The following is a 17,502-nucleotide window of genomic DNA, read 5'->3' on the forward strand; positions in this document are numbered from 1 at the left end:
ATGACCTTGATCGCCCATCTTTCCGACCCGCACTTTGGCACTGAACAACTGCCAGTAATGCAGGCGCTGCATGCCTTGCTGCAGCAGCAGGCGCCGCATCTGCTGATCCTGTCCGGCGATATCACCCAGCGTGCAAGACGCAGTCAGTTCAAGCATGCCCGCGCGTTTGTCGACAGCCTGAACATTCCGCACAGACTGGTGATTCCCGGGAACCATGACATTCCGCTTTTTAATCTGGCAGCGCGGGTGCTGGCCCCCTATGGTCGCCACCGCCAGGCCTTTGGGCATGACCTTGAGCCCCTGTATCGGGATGATGCATTGCTCGCCATTACCGTCAACACCACCCGGGCCTATCGGCATGAAGACGGCGAAGTCTCCCACGCGCAGATCACGCGGGTATGCGAGCAACTGCAACAAGCCGGGCCGCAGCAACTGCGTCTGGTCATTACCCACCAGCCGGTCTACGTCACTGAAGCGCGCGACAAAGGCAATCTTCTGCATGGTCATCAACAAGCAGTGCGCGCCTGGGCTGAGGCCGGGGCCGACCTGATACTGGGCGGGCATATTCACCTGCCTTTCGTGATTGCCCTGCATGAGAAACGGCCTGAGATACGCCACCGCATATGGGCGGTGCAGGCAGGCACGGCCGTATCCACCCGCATCCGCCGCAATGCGGGCAACTCCATCAACCTGATTCGTTACCAGGAGCGAAATACGCCCTGCATGGTCGAGCGTTGGGATTATGCGGAAACGCAGCAGCAGTTTGTGCAGGTATCTGCCGAAGCGCTGAACCTGGAGGGCGCATCGTCATGAATACCTCATGGTGGATGCACATTGCCACATACGGCGCTGAGTATTACCTGGTGGGGCTGGTGGCGATTTGGCTGATCGTGACGTTAGCTCACCATGCGCACTTTTCGTGTGCAGATGCTGAAAAGCGCTGGCTGACAACCAGCCTGTTGTTGATGAGTCTGGCCGGGGGGATGTTCTGCTGGATTGCCTACCTGCTGGAAACGGGCAGCCTCATGCAGCCAGATGCGGAATTCAGCGAAGCGGTGCGGGACCACGCCAGCCCATTTGCCATGCACTATTTCCACCTGATCACGCACCTGGGCAATACCTCGACGCTCACGGTAATCTGCGTGCTGGTGGTGTTGCTGATGCTATGGCTCAGGCATTTCAAATTGGCTGCGGGCAGTCTGCTGGCGATAGGCGGCAACAGCATTCTCAATGTCAGCCTCAAAGATATCTTTGAACGCCTGCGGCCGATAAACCCCTATAGCGAACCTCTCGAAAGCTGGAGCTTCCCCAGCGGCCACAGCTCAGGCTCGCTTGTGGCATATGGTCTGCTGGCTTATCTGGCCATGCGCCTGCTACCATCGCGCTACCATCTGCCAGCCCTGCTACTGGGTAGTTCCCTGGCGTTCAGCATTGCCTGCAGCCGGGTATTTTTGCATTATCACTATGCCAGCGATGTACTCGCTGGTTTAATGTCTGGCCTGCTATGGCTTACTTTTTGCATTGCCGTGATGGAGTACACCACCACGTCGTCCCCTTCGCATCAACCCTCACCAGATAAGGGTTGAATGCATTTTTCAATGCCCCTATGCTGGCCTAATTGATGTGTAAGAAAGCCATATGAAATCAGCCACCTTGCCGCCGGACGAAGCAGAACGTGTCGCCATGCTGCATGCACTCGGGCTGCTGGATACAGAGCCAGAGCCTGTTTTTGACAGAATCACGCAACTGGTTGCCCTGACCCTGAACGTTCCCATCGCCCTGATTTCGCTGGTGGATACGGACAGGCAATGGTTCAAATCCCGCATTGGGGTGGAAGCGGAAGAGTCGCCCCGTGACGTCGCTTTTTGCGCCCATGCCATCTTGCATACCAAGCCCATGGTGGTGAATGATGCCCTGCTGGATGAGCGGTTTGCCGACAATCCCATGGTGCTGCAATTTCCGAATATCCGCTTCTATGCAGGCATCCCCATACGGACCACGGCGGGCTATGCCCTTGGTACCCTGTGCGCCATCGATGCCCAGCCCAGAGAGCTGAGCAAACACGAGCTGGAGATATTGACCTGCCTTGCCGACCTCGTCAGCAAGGAAATCCGCTTGCGCGAAACCCTTGCACTCACCGAATCGCACCTCAAGCTCTCCCAAACCGTACTGCATGCTAGTGAAGCGCGCTTTCGCACCATCTTTGAAAAGGCTGCCATTGGCATTGCCCTGGTCGCCCCCGATGGCGGCTGGCTGAGTGTGAACGAAGAGCTATGCCGCTTTTTGGGCTACCATGCCGATGAGCTTTATCAGCTCAGTTTCAGGGACATTACCTGCCCCGACGATTTGCAAGCCGACCTGGATTTGCTGAAGCAATTGGCCGAAGACAAGATAGACCGTTACCAGATCGAAAAACGCTATATCCGCAAGGATGGCAAACTGCGCTGGGCCAGTCTGAGCGTCACCAAGCAGATCAATTCGCGCGGCGAGCTGGAGTATTTTGTTTCGATTGTCAAAGACATACACGACAGAAAAGTCGCCGAGCAGGCATTGAATGACTTGCAGCGCGACCTGGAAAACCGCGTTGCCCAACGCACCTTTGAGCTCAAGAAAAGCAACGAGATGCTGTCATTCGCCATGGCCAAGCAAACGCTGGCCGCGCAGGAACTCAAAGAACGCGAGCTTGAGATCAGCATGGTGATCGAAAATGCCAACGACGCTTACGTCAGCATCAATCAATCCGGCATCATCACCGCCTGGAACCGCCAGGCCGAATCCACCTTTGGCTGGTCGGCACGCGAAGCTATCGGCCAGCGTCTGGATCAGGTCATCATTCCGCCCCATCTGCGGCAGGCCCATCTCAATGGCATGCAGCACCACATGGATACCGGCGAAGCCGCCGTGCTGGGCAAACGGCTGGAGCTGGAGGCCATGCGCAAGGACGGCCGTACCATCCCGGTGGAAGTACGCATCAGCAAGATAGAGGTGCATGGCAAGCACATCTTCAGCGCATTTCTCAGTGACATCAGCGAGCGCAAGCACTTGCAAAGCCTGCTGGAAAAAGAAGCCAAGCACGATGTGCTGACCGGCCTGCCCAACCGCCGCGCCTTTACCCACGCCCTGCCGCTGGCGCTGGCCCGCGCCGACCGCACGCAGCAGTGGATGGCCTTGATGTTTATTGATCTGGATGGCTTCAAGCAAATCAACGACGAGCTGGGCCACGACGCTGGCGACATGTTGCTGCGCGAAATTGCCAACCGCCTCAGCAGCGCCACGCGGCAAACCGATACCGTCGCCCGCTTTGCTGGCGATGAATTTGTGGTGCTGCTGGAAAACATGCCAGAGCAAGCCCACGCCCAACTGGTGGCCGAAAAAATCCTGCATCTGCTGCGCGAGCCCATCCATCTGGGTGGCCTGCTACGCCACATCAGCTGTAGCCTGGGGCTGGCGTACTACGCCCCCTCGAGCGAAGTGCTGCCAGAAGCTCTGCTGAAAGATGCCGACAATGCCATGTACGAGGCAAAACGCAGTGGCAAGAATCAGATCCGGGTGGCGGGCTGACAGAGAGTAAATTCCAAGCCCACCACGTTCTCACAGTTCATGCCCATAAAAAAAGCCCCGCAAGCGGGGCTTTTTCATATCAGAACCAGTTTCAGGCGCGACGGCGACGGGCAACAAAGCCCATCAGGCCCAGACCCAGCGCCATCATGGCGTAGGTGTCAGCTTCAGGCACGGCCGAAACAGTGGGCGTGCCGGCGGTGTACCAGGCGCTACCACCTTGCGCATCGGTCAAGCCTTGTACATGCAGCGCAAAGGAAGACAAACTCAGGGTGACGTCGCTAGCAAAGGTAGCCGTCCAGGTAACGCTTTCACCATCAGTCAAACGGTCTTTCTTAGGACCTGTCAGATCAAAGCGAAAACCAAAACCACCACCAGGGCCACCGCCAGCAGCAATAGATACTGGCGCATCGCCTGATACATTTGACACAGTTGGCGTTACCGAAGAATCAACGGCAATGGCACCGATAAAGGCATCGGTCGTAAACAGCGCATTCAGATCATTGGCAGTAAGAGTGAAGGTATAAACATTACCGGTATTGGTATACGTCAGGGTGGCGAACGAACTGGACGGGGTGTAAGACCCCGACAGCAGCGTACCGTAAGTGTCAGTTGCCGCGTTGGCTGCCACACTTGCCAGCAGGGCCAGGCTGGCAATCAGGCCCTTGAAAAAATTATTGAACATTTGGCTTCCCCATAGTTGGCTAATCTGTTTTTGTAGTATTGCTTGATGCTGCGCCATTGTAGAGCTTGGGATTTATTGCACAATAGTACTTTGGTACTAGCGATGTCATGCCCACGCATGCCAGCTTGCCAGCCTACGTCATCCTGCTTATCAAAAACCCGGCTTGAATGTGGTTCAATCCCATGGCGTATGGAGCAAACAATAAGCTTCATACGATGATTAATAGGGAACCCCCACCTTGCATCATCTTTCATTCCGACGACTGATCACATGTCTGTATGCCGCCTGCGTAACACCGGCTTTTGCGCTTGAGTCGCTGACGCTAAGCCCGGTCAGCGTCACCAGCCATTACGACAACGCCATCGGGACCTCGGATGCTGCCAGCGAAGGCAGCGTGACGTCCACGCTGATCGCCAACCGCCCCACCCTGCGCACCGGCGAAATACTGGAGTTTGTGCCCGGCATGATCGTCAGCCAGCACAGCGGCGATGGCAAGGCCAACCAGTATTATCTGCGCGGATTCAATCTAGACCATGGCACCGACTTTGCCACCTATGTAGACGAGATGCCGGTCAACATGCGCTCGCATGCGCACGGTCAGGGCTATACCGATCTCAATTTTTTGATTCCCGAGCTGGTCGAGCGCATTCACTACCGCAAAGGGCCGTATTACGCTGAAGAGGGAGATTTTTCATCTGCCGGAGCGGCGCATTTGCAGCTGGCCAATACCTTGCCGCAGGGCGTGGCCTCGATGTCGATTGGGGAGAATGCCTACCGGCGTTACCTGCTGGCGAACGCCATGGCGGCAGGCCAGGGGCAGCTGCTGTATGGCCTGGAAATCAACCGCAACGATGGCCCGTGGGATACCCCGGAAAACCTGCGCAAGGTGAATGGCGTGCTGCGCTACAGCGAAGGCGATGCCGCCAATGGATTCCATGTCACGGCGATGGCCTACCACAATCACTGGAATGCCACCGACCAGATCCCCGCGCGTGCCGTCTCGTCCGGCCTGATCAGCCGCTATGGTGCAATAGACAGCACCGATGGCGGCGAGTCTTCCCGCTACAGCCTGTCTTACGGCTTGCACCGGCGCAACCAGCAAAGCGCGTTTGAGGTAAATGCCTATATGGTGCAATCGAAGCTCGACCTCTACAGCAACTTCTCTTACTTTTTGAATGACCCGGTCAATGGCGACCAGTTTAACCAGCGCGAGCAGCGGCGCATGGCGGGGCTGAATGTCAGCCAGACCTGGTTCAGCACATGGGCGGGGCGGGATGTGCAAAACAAGCTGGGCATGCAGACGCGTTACGACCGCCTCTCCCCGGTCGGGCTCTATAACACCGTGGCGCGGCAACGTCTTGCCACCATCCGCGAAGATCAGGTGAAAGAAGCCAGCATCGGCCTTTTCGCCGAAAACACCACGCAATGGCTGCCCAAATTCCGCAGCGTGGCCGGCGTGCGCTACGACAGCTATGCCTTTGATGTGGACAGCAGCATTCAGGGCAACTCCGGCACCGCACATGACGACGTGGTCTCGCCCAAACTCTCGCTGATCTTCGGGCCATGGGCCAATACCGAATACTTCGTGAATGTTGGCAAAGGCTTTCACAGCAACGACGCCCGCGGCACCACCCAAACCCAGCTGCCCAATGGCGGCGGTACCACCAGCGCCGTCACACCGCTGGTCAATACGCGCGGCATGGAGCTGGGGCTGCGCACCGAAGTCATCCGCGGCCTGCAAAGCTCACTCGCCGTGTGGCGGCTGGATAACGCCTCCGAGCTGGTGTTCGTCGGCGATGCCGGGGAAACCGAAGCCAGCCGCGCCAGCAAACGGGTGGGCGTGGAATGGAACAACCACTACATCGCCAATGACTGGTTGCTGCTGGATATGGACCTCGCCGCCACCCACGCCCGCTTCACCGAGCATGATGCGGCCGGTGACTACATCCCCGGCGCCATCAATCAGGTCGCCTCGCTCGGCGCTACAGTCACGCGGCTGGGTAACTGGTCAGGCGCCTTTCAGCTGCGCCACTTTGGCCCCAGACCCTTGCTCGAAGACAACAGCTTCCGATCCGACGCCACCACCATCGCCTACCTGCGCGTGGGCTATAAAGTGGATGCAAAAACCCGGCTGACTCTGGATATCTTCAACCTCTTCAATCGCAAAAACAGTGACATCGACTACTACTACGCATCCCGGCTGCAAGGCGAAGCGCTGGCCGGGGTTGATGATGTGCACTTTCATCCGGTGGAGCCAAGGACTGCCAGGTTGACGCTGTCTTATACCTTTTGATCATGGCAGGCGCGATCATCACAACCTGGCGATCGCTGCGCTCTGCATGCTGGGATAAGTATATTGCTCTGCTCTATTTAGTTAGTCCTGGAAAAAACATGGCGCACTCCAGTCTTTTGGTTTTCCAATGTCAATCTACTAGCATCAAAATCAACGATAGAATCTTGATCTTGCTTTGCATCTGAAGGTAGCGAGGGATTGCTATACAAATATGTCCAATAAATTACTTGGTCTTTTACATACCAGCTTCCTGTTGCTTCAAGCACATCCTTTCCATTTACGCTAACTTTGGTAGCAAAGGAAAGATCATTTTTCAAATTCATATATGCAACCAACTGATGGCCATTAGGTAAAGTTTCATTTGCCTTCCAGGCCCCAACATAGTCCGTTTCTACTTTCTTTTCTAAAGATGGCACAATCTCGTGGCTTGCTATCGACGCCAGTTTAAAAATACTCACGGTATCGGCCATGACTTTCTCTGTATCAACGTCTGGATTGATTACAGTAACAAAGCCCACGTAAGAAGATTTTTTATCTGTTAAGAAAAACACAAGCGATGGCTTATCCGAAGTTGATCCAGACTTTCTCCACTCAACCACAGTAGATTTTAGATTTCCTTGTGAATCAAAACGTTCGGATTTACCAATTTTCATATTGGGATATGCTGCTTTTACATCCCTAAAAAATCCTGATAGATAAACTTTTGAATCCAACCACCCAGGCGGAAGTTTCTCCACCAAAACTATGTAATCAAGCTGATCCTGATTCCAGCCGGCTATATATTTTTGAGCCTCATCAATTTCAGGGATTGCTTGATAAGTTAAATCAAGATCATCAGGTACATCAAACTGCAGGCCCGACGATGAAACTATTGAATCTGCATAAACCGAGCTAAAACATAAAGCCCACACGCAAACTAAAACTACTTTTGCCAACGCCTTCATAATTCCCATTCTATTTTTAACCACCCTGACTAAATTTCATCCGAGTATAGATGAGTATGGTTCTCATTACCATAAAAATGGGCGCCACCCCAATTGCCTCTGGAGCAGCAACGCTCATCATCCCGCGTAAGGTTGCGGAAGCGGTAACGCCGCAGGAGCTACCAGCTCACCCTGGCCTTTGGATCACTTTATGCGGGGGAGATATCTATAAAAAAAATTGGCCCCAACCAGTATCGATGCGGTTGAGGCCAAAATAATATTACGTGATACTGACAGAGATACCGTCAAATCTATGGGTAATCCTCTCCGCCTTGATACAAAGCACCATTACAACGCTTTATACGTTTGTACGTGTAATAAGCCCCCTTGACTGCCCCATACTTTCTCACAGCAAGAATTCCGTAGTTAGAGCAGGTTGGCGAATAGATACAACGCCTGTTATGAAATTTATGAAGATGACGTTGATAAAATCGTATCAGGAAAACCAATAGTGTCTTCAAGATGCTTTCTCAAACGTACAAATAAGCCAAGAACCTTTCCCGCCAGAGCAGCCTTTCACTGTAACCTGCCTAAACTCTTGAGAATGCAGACGCCAGCCAACTTCTGCGTGAGCATTCAAAAAATCTTGAAATTGCTTACAGCGAACCTCGTCCCATCCATTATCTTCTGCACCACACCCTGAGATTTTGGGGACAAACGCTTTGACCATATATTCGAACGCCATAACTTCGACTCCCTTCATTTATGTTATTTATTAGTTATTTACAGCGATTATGCCTTTAATACACTGAGACAATATTGAAAACAAATGAACGCCTTGGTTGTATTGTGTCCGTAATATAAATTTAGGCGGCGCCTCGCGCTGGGCTACGCTCCCGGCACGAAGCACCGCCTTAACATTTATAAAAAAAGCACCTCATGGGCGCTTTTTCTTCACCTGGTTGTATCAAACCTCCCGCGTAAGGTTGCGGAAGCGGTAATGCCGCGGGAGCTACCGGCTCACCCTGGCGTATCTTTGGATCACTTTATGCGGGGAAATGGTGCCGGAGATAGGAATCGAACCTACGACCTTCTCATTACGAATGAGCTGCTCTACCAACTGAGCTACACCGGCACTTGAAAGAACTGCATGAGGAATGCAGGGCTTGAATTATAAGGGCTTGCGGCGGCGAGGGCAAACCGCGGCGTGACCTTGCCCACGCTTAACCCTAGTGCTGATTGCCGTAGCCGATGAGGCCGAGGATGAAACGGACGGCGCCGAAGACCAGCCAGGAGAAGCCGCGGCGGATGAAGTGGCCGCGCTGCCACTCTTGTGGGCGTACCTGCACGGCGCCTTCTTGAATGGCGTGCTCCAGATCGTGCTTGAGGGTGAGGGCAAAGCCGTTGTCCATGACGGCGACATTGGCCTCGCGCGCGAGCAGAAGACTGAAGGGGTCGATATTGGAGGAGCCGACGGTGGCCCATTTGCTATCGACCACGGCGACTTTGCTGTGCATGAAGCTTTTGCGGTATTCGTAAATCTCGATGCCGCTATCCAGCAGCTGGTGATAGATGGCGTGGGTGGCGGTCATGAAGACGTATTCGAGTCGCCCTTGCAGCAGCAGGCGCACGCGCACGCCACGCTCGGCGGCGGCAATCAGGGCGCGGCGGAAGCGGCGGCCGGGCAGGAAGTAGGCATTGGCGATAAGGATTTCATCGCGGGCGCGGCCGATGGCTTGCAGGTACATGCGCTCGATATCCCGCCGGTGCAGCACATTATCGCGAATGACAAAGGCGGCGCGCACGTTACCGGTGCTGCTGGGTCTGCTGTCACCATCGACGGTGGAGGCATAGCGCACTTGCAGGTGCATCCAGGCAATACGCCGCCACAGGCGCTCTACGCGCAGCTGTATTTCGGCCAGCAGCGGGCCTTGCACACGCACGGCATAATCAATGCGCGGGCCCATATTGCCCGGCACATCCATGTCGTCAATGATGTTGATGCCGCCGACAAAAGCCACTTGCGCATCCACCGTGACTAGCTTGCGGTGCAGACGTCGAAGGCGGTTGCGCTTGAAGGTCCACGGTGAAATCTTGGGGCGGTAAAACAGCACCTGCACACCCGCCTGCTCCAGCTGCTCGCGGGTGTTTTCAGGGAAATGCCGGCAGCCGTAACCATCCAGCAGCAGATGCACCTGCACGCCACGGCCCACCGCATGCAGCAGCGCGGCGGTCACCTGCTGGCCGATGTCGTCCATCTCGTAGATATAGGTTTCGAGAAAAATCTCGTAGCGCGCGCTATCCAGCGCTTGCAGCAGGGCGGGGAAATATTCCGTGCCATTGCGCAGCAGGCGTACATCGTTACCCCGGCTGTAGCGCGGTCTCATCGTTTCTCCAGCACGGCGGAAAGAGCGGCGTGGTCGGAGGTGAGTGCAGTGCGGGGGCCACCGTGCACATGCGCGCTGTGGATGTGAAAGCCGCGCACATAGATGCGGTCCAGCCTGAACAGGGGGAACATGGAAGGAAAGCTGCGCGCCGGTTTGCCATGGGCATGCTCAAATACTTCGCGCATGTTCAGCCCATCCATCACCTGATGCCCGGCCGAGAGGCGCCAGTCGTTAAAATCCCCGGCGATCACCAGCGGCGCATCTTCCGGAATCACCGCATGGATGTAATCCCGCAGGGCGCCAAACTGCTTGAAGCGCCAGCGGGCCAGCAGCCCAAGATGCACGCAGATGCAATGCAGGGTTTGCGGCCAGCCTTCTATCGCGATTTCACAATGCAGCAGGCCGCGCTGCTCGATTTCATGCGCAGAAATATCATGGGTGGTGGATTGCAGGATGGGAAAACGGGACAGCACCGCATTGCCATGATGGCCGCCGGGGTAAACCGCGTTTTTGCCATAGGCGTAGTTGGGGCCGCAGGCTTCTGCCAGAAAATGCGTCTGGCCGGTGGCGGGCCAGTGCTTGAAGCGCAGGCCGTTGCCGTGGTGCTCGTCTTGAACTTCCTGCAAAAACACCACGTCGGCCTGCAGGTTGCGGATCATCTCGCGCTGATCGTGCAGGGCCAGACGTGCGTTGAAGCTCGTCAGCCCTTTGTGAATATTGAATGTGGCTACGCGCAGCGTGGGCAGCATGGAATCCCGATGAAGTGAACACGCAAGGTGCGACGCGGAATCGGCATCAAGGTTCCTGGCTTATGAGGCATCCAGCATGCGTTGCAGCGTGAGCTTGGCCAGCTCCGCCTCGTGTGGCGGCACGCTGATGCGGTTGACCACATTGCCATCCGCCAGGTTTTCCAGCGTCCAGGCCAGGTGTTGCGGGTCTATGCGCGCCATGGTCGAGCACTCGCAGATCACGTGCGACATGAATTGCACCAGCTTGCCTTCAGGCTTCATCTGCTCGGCCAGGCGATTCACCAGATTAAGCTCGGTGCCCACCAGCCACTTGGTGCCCGCAGGCGCTTCGGAAACGGTCTTGAGGATATATTCGGTGGAACCGACATAGTCAGAATTCAGGCACACCTCAAACGGTGACTCGGGATGCGAGATGACAAAGCCATCCGGATGTTCCGCGCGGAACCGCGTGATGTTCTGTTCGCGGAACATCTGGTGCACGGCGCAGTGGCCTTTCCACAGCAGGATTTTGGCATTCTTGATCTGCTCTTCAGTGAGACCGCCCATGGGCTGGTCAGGGTCCCACACTGGCATTTGCTCCAGGGGGATGCCCATCTTGTAACCGCTCCAGCGGCCCAGGTTCTGATCCGGGAAGAACAGGACTTTTTCGCGCTGGGCAAACGCCCATTCCAGAATCTTGGGCGCATTGGTCGAGGTGCAGACAATGCCGCCGTGCTCGCCGCAAAAGGCTTTGAGGTCAGCCGCCGAATTGATGTAGGTGACTGGCGTGATGGTGGCATCAAAATCCAGCACCTTGGCCAGCTCACGGCGCGAACGCTCGACCTTGGCAAGGTTGGCCATATCGGCCATGGAACAGCCGGCCGCGAGGTCAGGCAGAATCGCAATCTGCTCGGGGCGCGACAGGATATCCGCCACCTCGGCCATGAAATGCACGCCCAGAAACACGATGTATTCCGCATCCGTCTGCGCGGCAAAGCGCGACAGCTTGAGCGAGTCACCGGTGTAATCGGCATGGCGGTAAACGCTTTCTTGCTGGTAATGGTGGCCCAGGATCACCAGGCGTTTGCCCAGCTTGGCCTTGGCCGCCAGAATGCGTTCCTGGCAATCATCCTCGGCGGCGTGTTGGTAGCGTTCAAATTTGATGGTGGCTGTTTGCATGATTTCCGTTTACCTGTTGGCGCGCCAGCATCTGGCTGCCGCCCTATTGTGAGCCTGGGGCTCGAATTTCAAAAAAACACCTGACTCTATAATATTTCACCATGGCGGGCGCCCAGCATGCGCAGGGCTTCGACATTGGTCCATGAAAATACTTGTTTGGCGGCCTCGCGCCAGTCCACCCATGCATAGCGCACATGCTCATCCGGCGCGAGTTGCACCGGCAGCGGGGCTGGCAACTCAAGGCCGAACACATGCTCGGTATTCTGCGTTACCCCCGGCGCATAGCGATAACGCCAGTGCGGGTAGATTTCGTACACATTGGATGCCTGCCAGTCGCTAAAAGCATACTGCCGCGCATCCAGTCCGGTTTCTTCCGCCACCTCGCGTATGGCCGCATCAAACGGCGCTTCCAGCGTGCCATCGGGCAGGCGTTCCACACTGCCCGTCACCGATTGCCAGTAGCCCACCTTGTCAGCGCGCTCCATCAGCAGCACCTGCAAATCCGGCGTATGAATCACGATCAGGGCAGATACCGGAATTTTAAAAGAAGACATAGTCCAGGGACAGGCTAAAAGTTAAGTGGAATCGCACTATACCAGCGGAGGAGCGACGACTGCCGGGTTCTCCCCAAAATCAGTCACCCTCAAATTCGCATAGCGCATAAGCTTTGAGGCCCAGCGCCGCCAATCGTTTCATGCCACCCAGATCCGGCAGGTCGACAATAAACGCACAGTCGGTCACTTCGCCGCCCAGTTGCCGTATCAGCATCACCGCCGCCTCGGCGGTGCCGCCCGTGGCAATCAGGTCATCCACCAGCAATATACGCTCGCCCGGCACAATCGCATCGGTATGAATTTCCACGCGATCAGTACCATATTCCAGCGCATAGTCATGCCCCCGCACAGCGCCCGGCAACTTGCCCTGCTTGCGCACCGGCACAAAGCCCACGCCCAGCTGATACGCCAGCGCGGCGCCCACGATAAAGCCGCGCGACTCAATGCCCACCACCTTGCTGATAGTCTGGTCACGATACCGCGCGGCCAGCTGGTCTATGGTGAGCCGCAAGCCTTCGGCATCTTTCAGCAACGTCGTGATATCACGAAACTGGATGCCCGGCTTGGGGTAGTCGGGGATAGTGCGGATCAAGGATTTTATGGTCATAACCGTTTGTGCAAAATATTCAGTAATTCTTAATGGGGCAACAGCAACCAGCCGGTGATGATGTATTTGGAACCCTGCGACACCACTTCACCCGCATGGGCATGGGTCCACTCTGCCGGCCAGATCAGGGTTTTGCCTTTTTCCGGCTTGATTCTGAGTTGCTGATGCACAAAATGGGTATATCCATCTTCAAAATCATCGTTCAGATAGGTCATGAAGGCAAACAGCCGGTGCAATGAGGCAATGTCCGTACGCTCGCTGTGCACATGGGCAAAATGGCCGCCAGGATTGTATTTCTGGATATTGAACCGCCCGATGTCCAGCACCGGGAAGGTCTTTTCCAGAAACGGCCATTGCCTGGCGTAATCGGTATAGCAGGCATAGAGTTTGCCGATATACGCCTTGATGCAGCGATGGCTGGGCGTATTGATATCCGCCGGGGCAATCGACATATCCAGGGAGTTTTTAATGTTGGGATCAAAGCCCTCCAGCGTAACACCCTGACGTTGCCGGTCCTGATGCTCCTCAAAAAACCGGATGAGCTCATCGCACAGTGGCAGGTCATCCAGCTTCCAGGCACCGATAAAATGCGGGCTGGTCTCACAGGCAATATTGATCTGTTCCATCCGCTAACGCCTATAAAGCGGCGTACCCCTTTCCCAGCCTGAATCGTATAAACCCGGAGCCCTTGCGTATGGTCTCCAGCCCCTTGGCATGCATGCCTTGTGACAAATAGAGGTTGCCCAGATTATCAAAGGCTTCCTTGAAATTCTTGTGCGTTTTGGTCAAGCGCTCATAGGTCTCAATGGCACCTGCAATATCACCACTCCCTTTAAGGGCAGTGCCCAGGTTGAGCAGTATCTCGGGCTTGTCGGCCACATGCTCAAGTGCAATGCGGTAGCAGCGTATCGCTTCATTGTGCTGGCGTTCTGCCAGATAGGCATTCCCGAGATTGATATAAGCCGTATGAAACTCAGGATGCGATGCAATTATCGCCTGCAAACTCGCAATGGCATCGCTGGTTCTGCCACCATTCAACAAGGCATTTGCCAGATTGAACCTGGCTTCCAGATGATCCCCCTGCATGGCGAGCACATGCTGATATGTCTCAATCGCTTCGGCATATTGCCCCGCCTGCGCCAAGGTATTGGCGAGATTGAAATGGGCTTCCAGCACATGAGGATTGCTTGCAATCACATACCGAAAACTGGCAACCGCATCGGTTAACTGCCCCAGGGCTTTTTGTTGCATGCCAAGAAGAAAATACGCTTCTGCATACTGCGGGTTAGCCTTGATCGCAGACTGCAGGCTGGCAACCGCCTCCTTGATCTTTTTTTGCTCAACGTAGAACACCGCAAGGTTGTAATGCGCATCGGCAATGTGCGGATGAATAGCCAACGCCTGCTTGCAGGTAGCAATCGCTTGCTGCAAACGTCCACAGATGTAATGCAGGTTGGCATAGTTAAGATACACCGCCGGATTGCGTGAACGCATGCCGACCAACTGCCGAAAGAGGACTTCCGCCTCTTTATACTGCCCACGTTGTTGCAATAACAGAGCCTGATCCAGCAGCTGGTTTTCGTTAACCATGTGAGAGCTACCAGTGCTTGTATTTTTTACCGCTGCCGCAAACGCAATGATCGTTGCGGCCCGGTTTTGTGGATGACATCAATCTCGCTCAAGCCTGCAAGACAGCCGTCTGGCAATGAGATCAGCCGGCCGCATTCTGCTGGCGCACGCGGATGTGCAACTCACGCAACTGCTTCTCGTCGACTTCGTTGGGCGCATTGGTCATCAGGCATTGCGCGCGCTGGGTCTTGGGGAAGGCAATCACGTCACGGATGGACTCGGCACCGGCCATCAGCGTGACCAGGCGGTCCAAACCGAAGGCCAGGCCGCCATGCGGAGGTGCACCGTATTGCAGGGCGTCCAGCAGGAAGCCGAATTTCTCCTGGGCTTCTTCCTTGCTGATCTTGAGGGCGTCGAATACCTTGGACTGCACTTCCTGCTTGTGGATACGCACGGAACCGCCGCCGACTTCCCAGCCGTTGAGCACCATGTCGTAGGCTTTGGACAGGGCGGCACCGGGGTTGGTGGTGAGCAGGTCTTCGTGACCATCCTTGGGGCTGGTGAAGGGGTGATGCAACGCGACCCAGCGGTCGGCTTCTTCGTCGTGTTCAAACATGGGGAAATCCACCACCCACAGCGGTGCCCAGGCACGGCCATCAACATGGCCTTTTTCGTGGCCAACCTTGGTACGCAGGGCGCCCAGGGCTTCGTTTACCACCTTGGCCTTGTCGGCGCCGAAGAACACGATGTCGCCATTTTGCGCACCAGTGCGGTCAATAATGGCTTGCAGTGCGCTGACGTGGATGTTCTTGACGATAGGGCTTTGCAGGCCTTCTTCATTGAGCTTGGTGATGTCGTTGATCTTGATGTAAGCCAGACCCTTGGCACCGTAGATTTTGACGAACTCGGTGTAGGCGTCGATCTCGGAGCGGCTGATGGCAGCGCCATTGGGCACGCGCATGGCGGCCACGCGACCACCCACCATATTGGCGGCACCGGCGAACACCTTGAAATCCACATCTTTCATGATGTCAGTCAGCTCGGTGATTTCCAGTGTCACGCGCATGTCGGGCTTGTCGGAGCCGTATTTGTTCATGGCTTCGGAGAATGGCATGCGGGGGAACTGCGCAGGCAGATCAATGTTCTGCACGCTCTTGAACATCTTGCGGATCATGTCTTCCACGATGTTCATGATCTCTTCTTCGCCGAGGAAGGAGGTTTCAATATCGACCTGGGTGAATTCAGGCTGACGGTCCGCACGCAAGTCTTCATCGCGGAAACACTTGGTGATCTGGAAGTAACGGTCGAAACCCGACACCATCAGCAGCTGCTTGAACAGCTGTGGCGACTGCGGCAGCGCAAAGAACTGGCCGTGATGCACGCGTGATGGCACCAGATAGTCACGTGCGCCTTCGGGCGTCGAGCGGGTCAGCATAGGCGTTTCGACTTCAATGAAGCCGTTGCTGTCCAGATGGTCACGCAGGGTCTTGGCCACGCGGTAGCGCAGCATGAGGTTCTTCTGCATGGCGGGACGGCGCAGGTCGATATAGCGATGCTCCAGACGCACCATCTCGCTAAGGTTGTCATCGTCCAGCATGAACGGAGGCGTGAGCGATGGGTTGAGAATCTCGATCTCGGTCGCCAGCATTTCGACTTCGCCGGTCGGGATATTCGGGTTTACGGTACCTTCAGGACGGGCGCGCACCTTGCACACCACCTTCAGCACAAACTCGCTGCGTACGGTTTCGGCCAGCTTGAAAGCTTCCGGCGTATCGGGGTCGATCACGATCTGGGCCATGCCTTCGCGGTCGCGCAGGTCGATGAAGATCACGCCACCATGGTCACGGCGGCGATGCGCCCAGCCGCACAGGGTAACAGTCTGGCCAATGTGTTCGCGGTTCAAATGACCGCAGTAATGAGTACGCATAGTGAATATCTTATTTTGTCGGGTTGGTGATGATAGGGGATTTGTCGGCAGGTGCCACCACCCCCATGGAAATAATGTACTTGAGTGCTTCGTCCACGCTCATGTCGAGCTCGACCACATCTTCGCGCGGCATCATCAGAAAGAAGCCGGACGTCGGGTTGGGCGTGGTCGGCACATAGACGCTGACGTAATCGCCCTTGAGATGATTCGAGACATCGCCGCCAGGCTGACCGGTGAGGAAAGCCACGGTCCAGCTGCCTTCACGCGGGTATTGCACCAGCAACGCCTTGCGGAAGGCATTGCCGGAATCAGAAAACAGCGTGTCGGATACTTGCTTGACGCTGTTGTAGATGCTTTTTACCACCGGCACACGGCCCAGCAGGTTTTCCCACAGGGCAATCAGCTGCTTGCCGAAAAAGTTGGTCGCCACCAGCCCGGTGACGAAAATGATCAGCAGGGTGAGGATGGCGCCTATGCCTGGGATGCTGCGGCCAAACTGCGCTTCAGGACGCCAGGCCAGCGGCAGCAACAGCAGGCTCTGGTCCATCAGGCCAATCAGGGTCGCCAGTACCCAGGCAGTAATGAACAGCGGCACCAGCACCAGGAGGCCGGTAATAAAATAACGCTTCATGTAGGGATTCTTGATTTAGGGGTTAGTGGCAAGCACAGCCGGGGTTGCAGGCGGCAGCTGCCGCTTCAGTCTTTTTTTCGGGTTTGGCACTCCCGCCCTTGAAATCGGTGGCATACCAACCGCTACCGCTCAGCTGAAAGCTGGGAGCCGATACCTGCTTGGCAAAGGTTTCCTTGCCGCACTCAGGGCAAGCAATATTCGAGGTCGCTTCGCTGACCTTGCGCATGACTTCTTTTTTAAATCCGCAACTGGTGCATTGATAATCGTAAATAGGCATGACGAATCCTATATAAAAACGTAAATGGTATAAAAAACGTGATTATACCCGAACACAAGGCCATAGATGGGGCGATTAGGGCGAAGTATCAAGTGCTTGGCTCAGGCGCGCCACAATAAAAAAAACCGCCAGCCCGGGGGCTGACGGTTTGGTACGACAACCGCTTTCAAGCAGGATGAAAGCG

At 55.7% G+C, this 17,502-nt stretch carries 18 protein-coding genes and 1 tRNA gene; 4 read left to right on the top strand and 15 right to left on the bottom strand.

The window, feature by feature from the left end; all coding sequences use genetic code 11:
• The 3 genes from LG203_RS12130 to LG203_RS12140 are packed head-to-tail and all read left to right on the top strand — an operon-like array spanning position 1 to position 3,561.
• Positions 1 to 813, top strand: coding sequence for a metallophosphoesterase family protein (locus LG203_RS12130; protein WP_230345998.1), 813 nt, complete (start codon positions 1 to 3; stop codon positions 811 to 813).
• Positions 810 to 1,586: a phosphatase PAP2 family protein gene (locus LG203_RS12135; protein WP_230345999.1), complete on the top strand. Its 777-nt coding sequence runs from the start codon at positions 810 to 812 to the stop codon at positions 1,584 to 1,586. Before LG203_RS12130 ends, LG203_RS12135 begins: the two co-directional genes overlap by 4 nt.
• 52 nt (positions 1,587 to 1,638) lie before the next feature.
• Positions 1,639 to 3,561 (top strand): sensor domain-containing diguanylate cyclase, encoded by a 1,923-nt coding sequence (locus LG203_RS12140; RefSeq protein WP_230346000.1) that lies wholly within the window; start codon positions 1,639 to 1,641, stop codon positions 3,559 to 3,561.
• A gap of 91 nt (positions 3,562 to 3,652) precedes the next feature.
• Here LG203_RS12140 and LG203_RS12145 read toward each other — a convergent pair whose 3' ends face one another.
• The gene (locus LG203_RS12145; protein ID WP_230346001.1) at positions 3,653 to 4,243 is read right to left on the bottom strand and encodes an FxDxF family PEP-CTERM protein; all 591 of its coding nucleotides are present in this window, start codon (positions 4,241 to 4,243) and stop codon (positions 3,653 to 3,655) included.
• 262 nt (positions 4,244 to 4,505) lie between these two features.
• Here LG203_RS12145 and LG203_RS12150 point away from each other — a divergent pair, with 262 nt between their 5' ends.
• Positions 4,506 to 6,536 (top strand): TonB-dependent receptor, encoded by a 2,031-nt coding sequence (locus tag LG203_RS12150; RefSeq protein ID WP_456085644.1) that lies wholly within the window; start codon positions 4,506 to 4,508, stop codon positions 6,534 to 6,536.
• 77 nt (positions 6,537 to 6,613) lie between these two features.
• On the opposite strand, the gene LG203_RS12155 is transcribed toward LG203_RS12150, so the two are convergent.
• From LG203_RS12155 to LG203_RS12210, 14 genes are all read right to left on the bottom strand, one after another.
• Positions 6,614 to 7,480: a hypothetical protein gene (locus tag LG203_RS12155; protein ID WP_230346002.1), complete on the bottom strand. Its 867-nt coding sequence runs from the start codon at positions 7,478 to 7,480 to the stop codon at positions 6,614 to 6,616.
• A 290-nt stretch (positions 7,481 to 7,770) separates the two neighbouring features.
• A complete protein-coding gene (gene yidD / locus LG203_RS14485; RefSeq protein WP_407665403.1) occupies positions 7,771 to 7,980 on the bottom strand; it encodes a membrane protein insertion efficiency factor YidD in 210 nt (69 codons plus the stop codon).
• Positions 7,981 to 8,518: 538 nt separating this feature from the next.
• Positions 8,519 to 8,594, bottom strand: a tRNA-Thr gene (locus tag LG203_RS12160).
• A 94-nt stretch (positions 8,595 to 8,688) separates the two neighbouring features.
• Positions 8,689 to 9,846, bottom strand: a complete 1,158-nt coding sequence (clsB, locus tag LG203_RS12165; protein ID WP_230346003.1) for a cardiolipin synthase ClsB — start codon at positions 9,844 to 9,846, stop codon at positions 8,689 to 8,691.
• The gene (locus LG203_RS12170; protein WP_230346004.1) at positions 9,843 to 10,595 is read right to left on the bottom strand and encodes an endonuclease/exonuclease/phosphatase family protein; all 753 of its coding nucleotides are present in this window, start codon (positions 10,593 to 10,595) and stop codon (positions 9,843 to 9,845) included. Before LG203_RS12170 ends, clsB begins: the two co-directional genes overlap by 4 nt.
• Before the next feature lie 60 nt (positions 10,596 to 10,655).
• The gene (gene nadA / locus LG203_RS12175; RefSeq protein WP_013443157.1) at positions 10,656 to 11,753 is read right to left on the bottom strand and encodes a quinolinate synthase NadA; all 1,098 of its coding nucleotides are present in this window, start codon (positions 11,751 to 11,753) and stop codon (positions 10,656 to 10,658) included.
• Positions 11,754 to 11,839: 86 nt separating this feature from the next.
• The gene (nudB, locus tag LG203_RS12180; RefSeq protein WP_230346005.1) at positions 11,840 to 12,307 is read right to left on the bottom strand and encodes a dihydroneopterin triphosphate diphosphatase; all 468 of its coding nucleotides are present in this window, start codon (positions 12,305 to 12,307) and stop codon (positions 11,840 to 11,842) included.
• A gap of 79 nt (positions 12,308 to 12,386) precedes the next feature.
• Positions 12,387 to 12,914, bottom strand: coding sequence for an adenine phosphoribosyltransferase (locus tag LG203_RS12185; protein ID WP_230346006.1), 528 nt, complete (start codon positions 12,912 to 12,914; stop codon positions 12,387 to 12,389).
• Between the two features lie 29 nt (positions 12,915 to 12,943).
• A complete protein-coding gene (locus LG203_RS12190) occupies positions 12,944 to 13,540 on the bottom strand; it encodes a 2OG-Fe(II) oxygenase (RefSeq protein ID WP_230346007.1) in 597 nt (198 codons plus the stop codon).
• A 10-nt stretch (positions 13,541 to 13,550) separates the two neighbouring features.
• Positions 13,551 to 14,504: a tetratricopeptide repeat protein gene (locus LG203_RS12195; protein ID WP_230346008.1), complete on the bottom strand. Its 954-nt coding sequence runs from the start codon at positions 14,502 to 14,504 to the stop codon at positions 13,551 to 13,553.
• A 7-nt stretch (positions 14,505 to 14,511) separates the two neighbouring features.
• A complete protein-coding gene (locus LG203_RS14490) occupies positions 14,512 to 14,583 on the bottom strand; it encodes an SEC-C metal-binding domain-containing protein (protein WP_407665412.1) in 72 nt (23 codons plus the stop codon).
• Positions 14,584 to 14,625: 42 nt separating this feature from the next.
• Complete coding sequence (gene aspS, locus LG203_RS12200; protein ID WP_230346009.1) at positions 14,626 to 16,410, bottom strand: aspartate--tRNA ligase; 1,785 nt, start codon at positions 16,408 to 16,410, stop codon at positions 14,626 to 14,628.
• A gap of 10 nt (positions 16,411 to 16,420) precedes the next feature.
• Entirely contained in the window at positions 16,421 to 17,041 is a 621-nt protein-coding gene (locus LG203_RS12205; protein ID WP_013443163.1) for a DUF502 domain-containing protein, read from the bottom strand.
• Between the two features lie 22 nt (positions 17,042 to 17,063).
• Entirely contained in the window at positions 17,064 to 17,318 is a 255-nt protein-coding gene (locus LG203_RS12210) for an FmdB family zinc ribbon protein (protein ID WP_230335360.1), read from the bottom strand.
• Positions 17,319 to 17,502 lie beyond the last annotated feature (184 nt).

It is taken from the genome of Methylovorus mays, from assembly GCF_020531915.1.
GTDB classification, from domain to species: domain Bacteria; phylum Pseudomonadota; class Gammaproteobacteria; order Burkholderiales; family Methylophilaceae; genus Methylovorus; species Methylovorus mays.

What these genes read in the sequence shown, in the direction of transcription:
- LG203_RS12130 (WP_230345998.1), top strand. Translation starts at nt 1, where the DNA reads ATGACCTTGATCGCCCATCTTTCCGACCCGCACTTTGGCACTGAACAA.
- LG203_RS12135 (WP_230345999.1), top strand. Translation starts at nt 810, where the DNA reads ATGAATACCTCATGGTGGATGCACATTGCCACATACGGCGCTGAGTAT.
- LG203_RS12140 (WP_230346000.1), top strand. Translation starts at nt 1,639, where the DNA reads ATGAAATCAGCCACCTTGCCGCCGGACGAAGCAGAACGTGTCGCCATG.
- LG203_RS12145 (WP_230346001.1), bottom strand. Translation starts at nt 4,243, where the DNA reads ATGTTCAATAATTTTTTCAAGGGCCTGATTGCCAGCCTGGCCCTGCTG.
- LG203_RS12155 (WP_230346002.1), bottom strand. Translation starts at nt 7,480, where the DNA reads ATGAAGGCGTTGGCAAAAGTAGTTTTAGTTTGCGTGTGGGCTTTATGT.
- clsB (WP_230346003.1), bottom strand. Translation starts at nt 9,846, where the DNA reads ATGAGACCGCGCTACAGCCGGGGTAACGATGTACGCCTGCTGCGCAAT.
- LG203_RS12170 (WP_230346004.1), bottom strand. Translation starts at nt 10,595, where the DNA reads ATGCTGCCCACGCTGCGCGTAGCCACATTCAATATTCACAAAGGGCTG.
- nadA (WP_013443157.1), bottom strand. Translation starts at nt 11,753, where the DNA reads ATGCAAACAGCCACCATCAAATTTGAACGCTACCAACACGCCGCCGAG.
- nudB (WP_230346005.1), bottom strand. Translation starts at nt 12,307, where the DNA reads ATGTCTTCTTTTAAAATTCCGGTATCTGCCCTGATCGTGATTCATACG.
- LG203_RS12185 (WP_230346006.1), bottom strand. Translation starts at nt 12,914, where the DNA reads ATGACCATAAAATCCTTGATCCGCACTATCCCCGACTACCCCAAGCCG.
- LG203_RS12190 (WP_230346007.1), bottom strand. Translation starts at nt 13,540, where the DNA reads ATGGAACAGATCAATATTGCCTGTGAGACCAGCCCGCATTTTATCGGT.
- LG203_RS12195 (WP_230346008.1), bottom strand. Translation starts at nt 14,504, where the DNA reads ATGGTTAACGAAAACCAGCTGCTGGATCAGGCTCTGTTATTGCAACAA.
- aspS (WP_230346009.1), bottom strand. Translation starts at nt 16,410, where the DNA reads ATGCGTACTCATTACTGCGGTCATTTGAACCGCGAACACATTGGCCAG.
- LG203_RS12205 (WP_013443163.1), bottom strand. Translation starts at nt 17,041, where the DNA reads ATGAAGCGTTATTTTATTACCGGCCTCCTGGTGCTGGTGCCGCTGTTC.
- LG203_RS12210 (WP_230335360.1), bottom strand. Translation starts at nt 17,318, where the DNA reads ATGCCTATTTACGATTATCAATGCACCAGTTGCGGATTTAAAAAAGAA.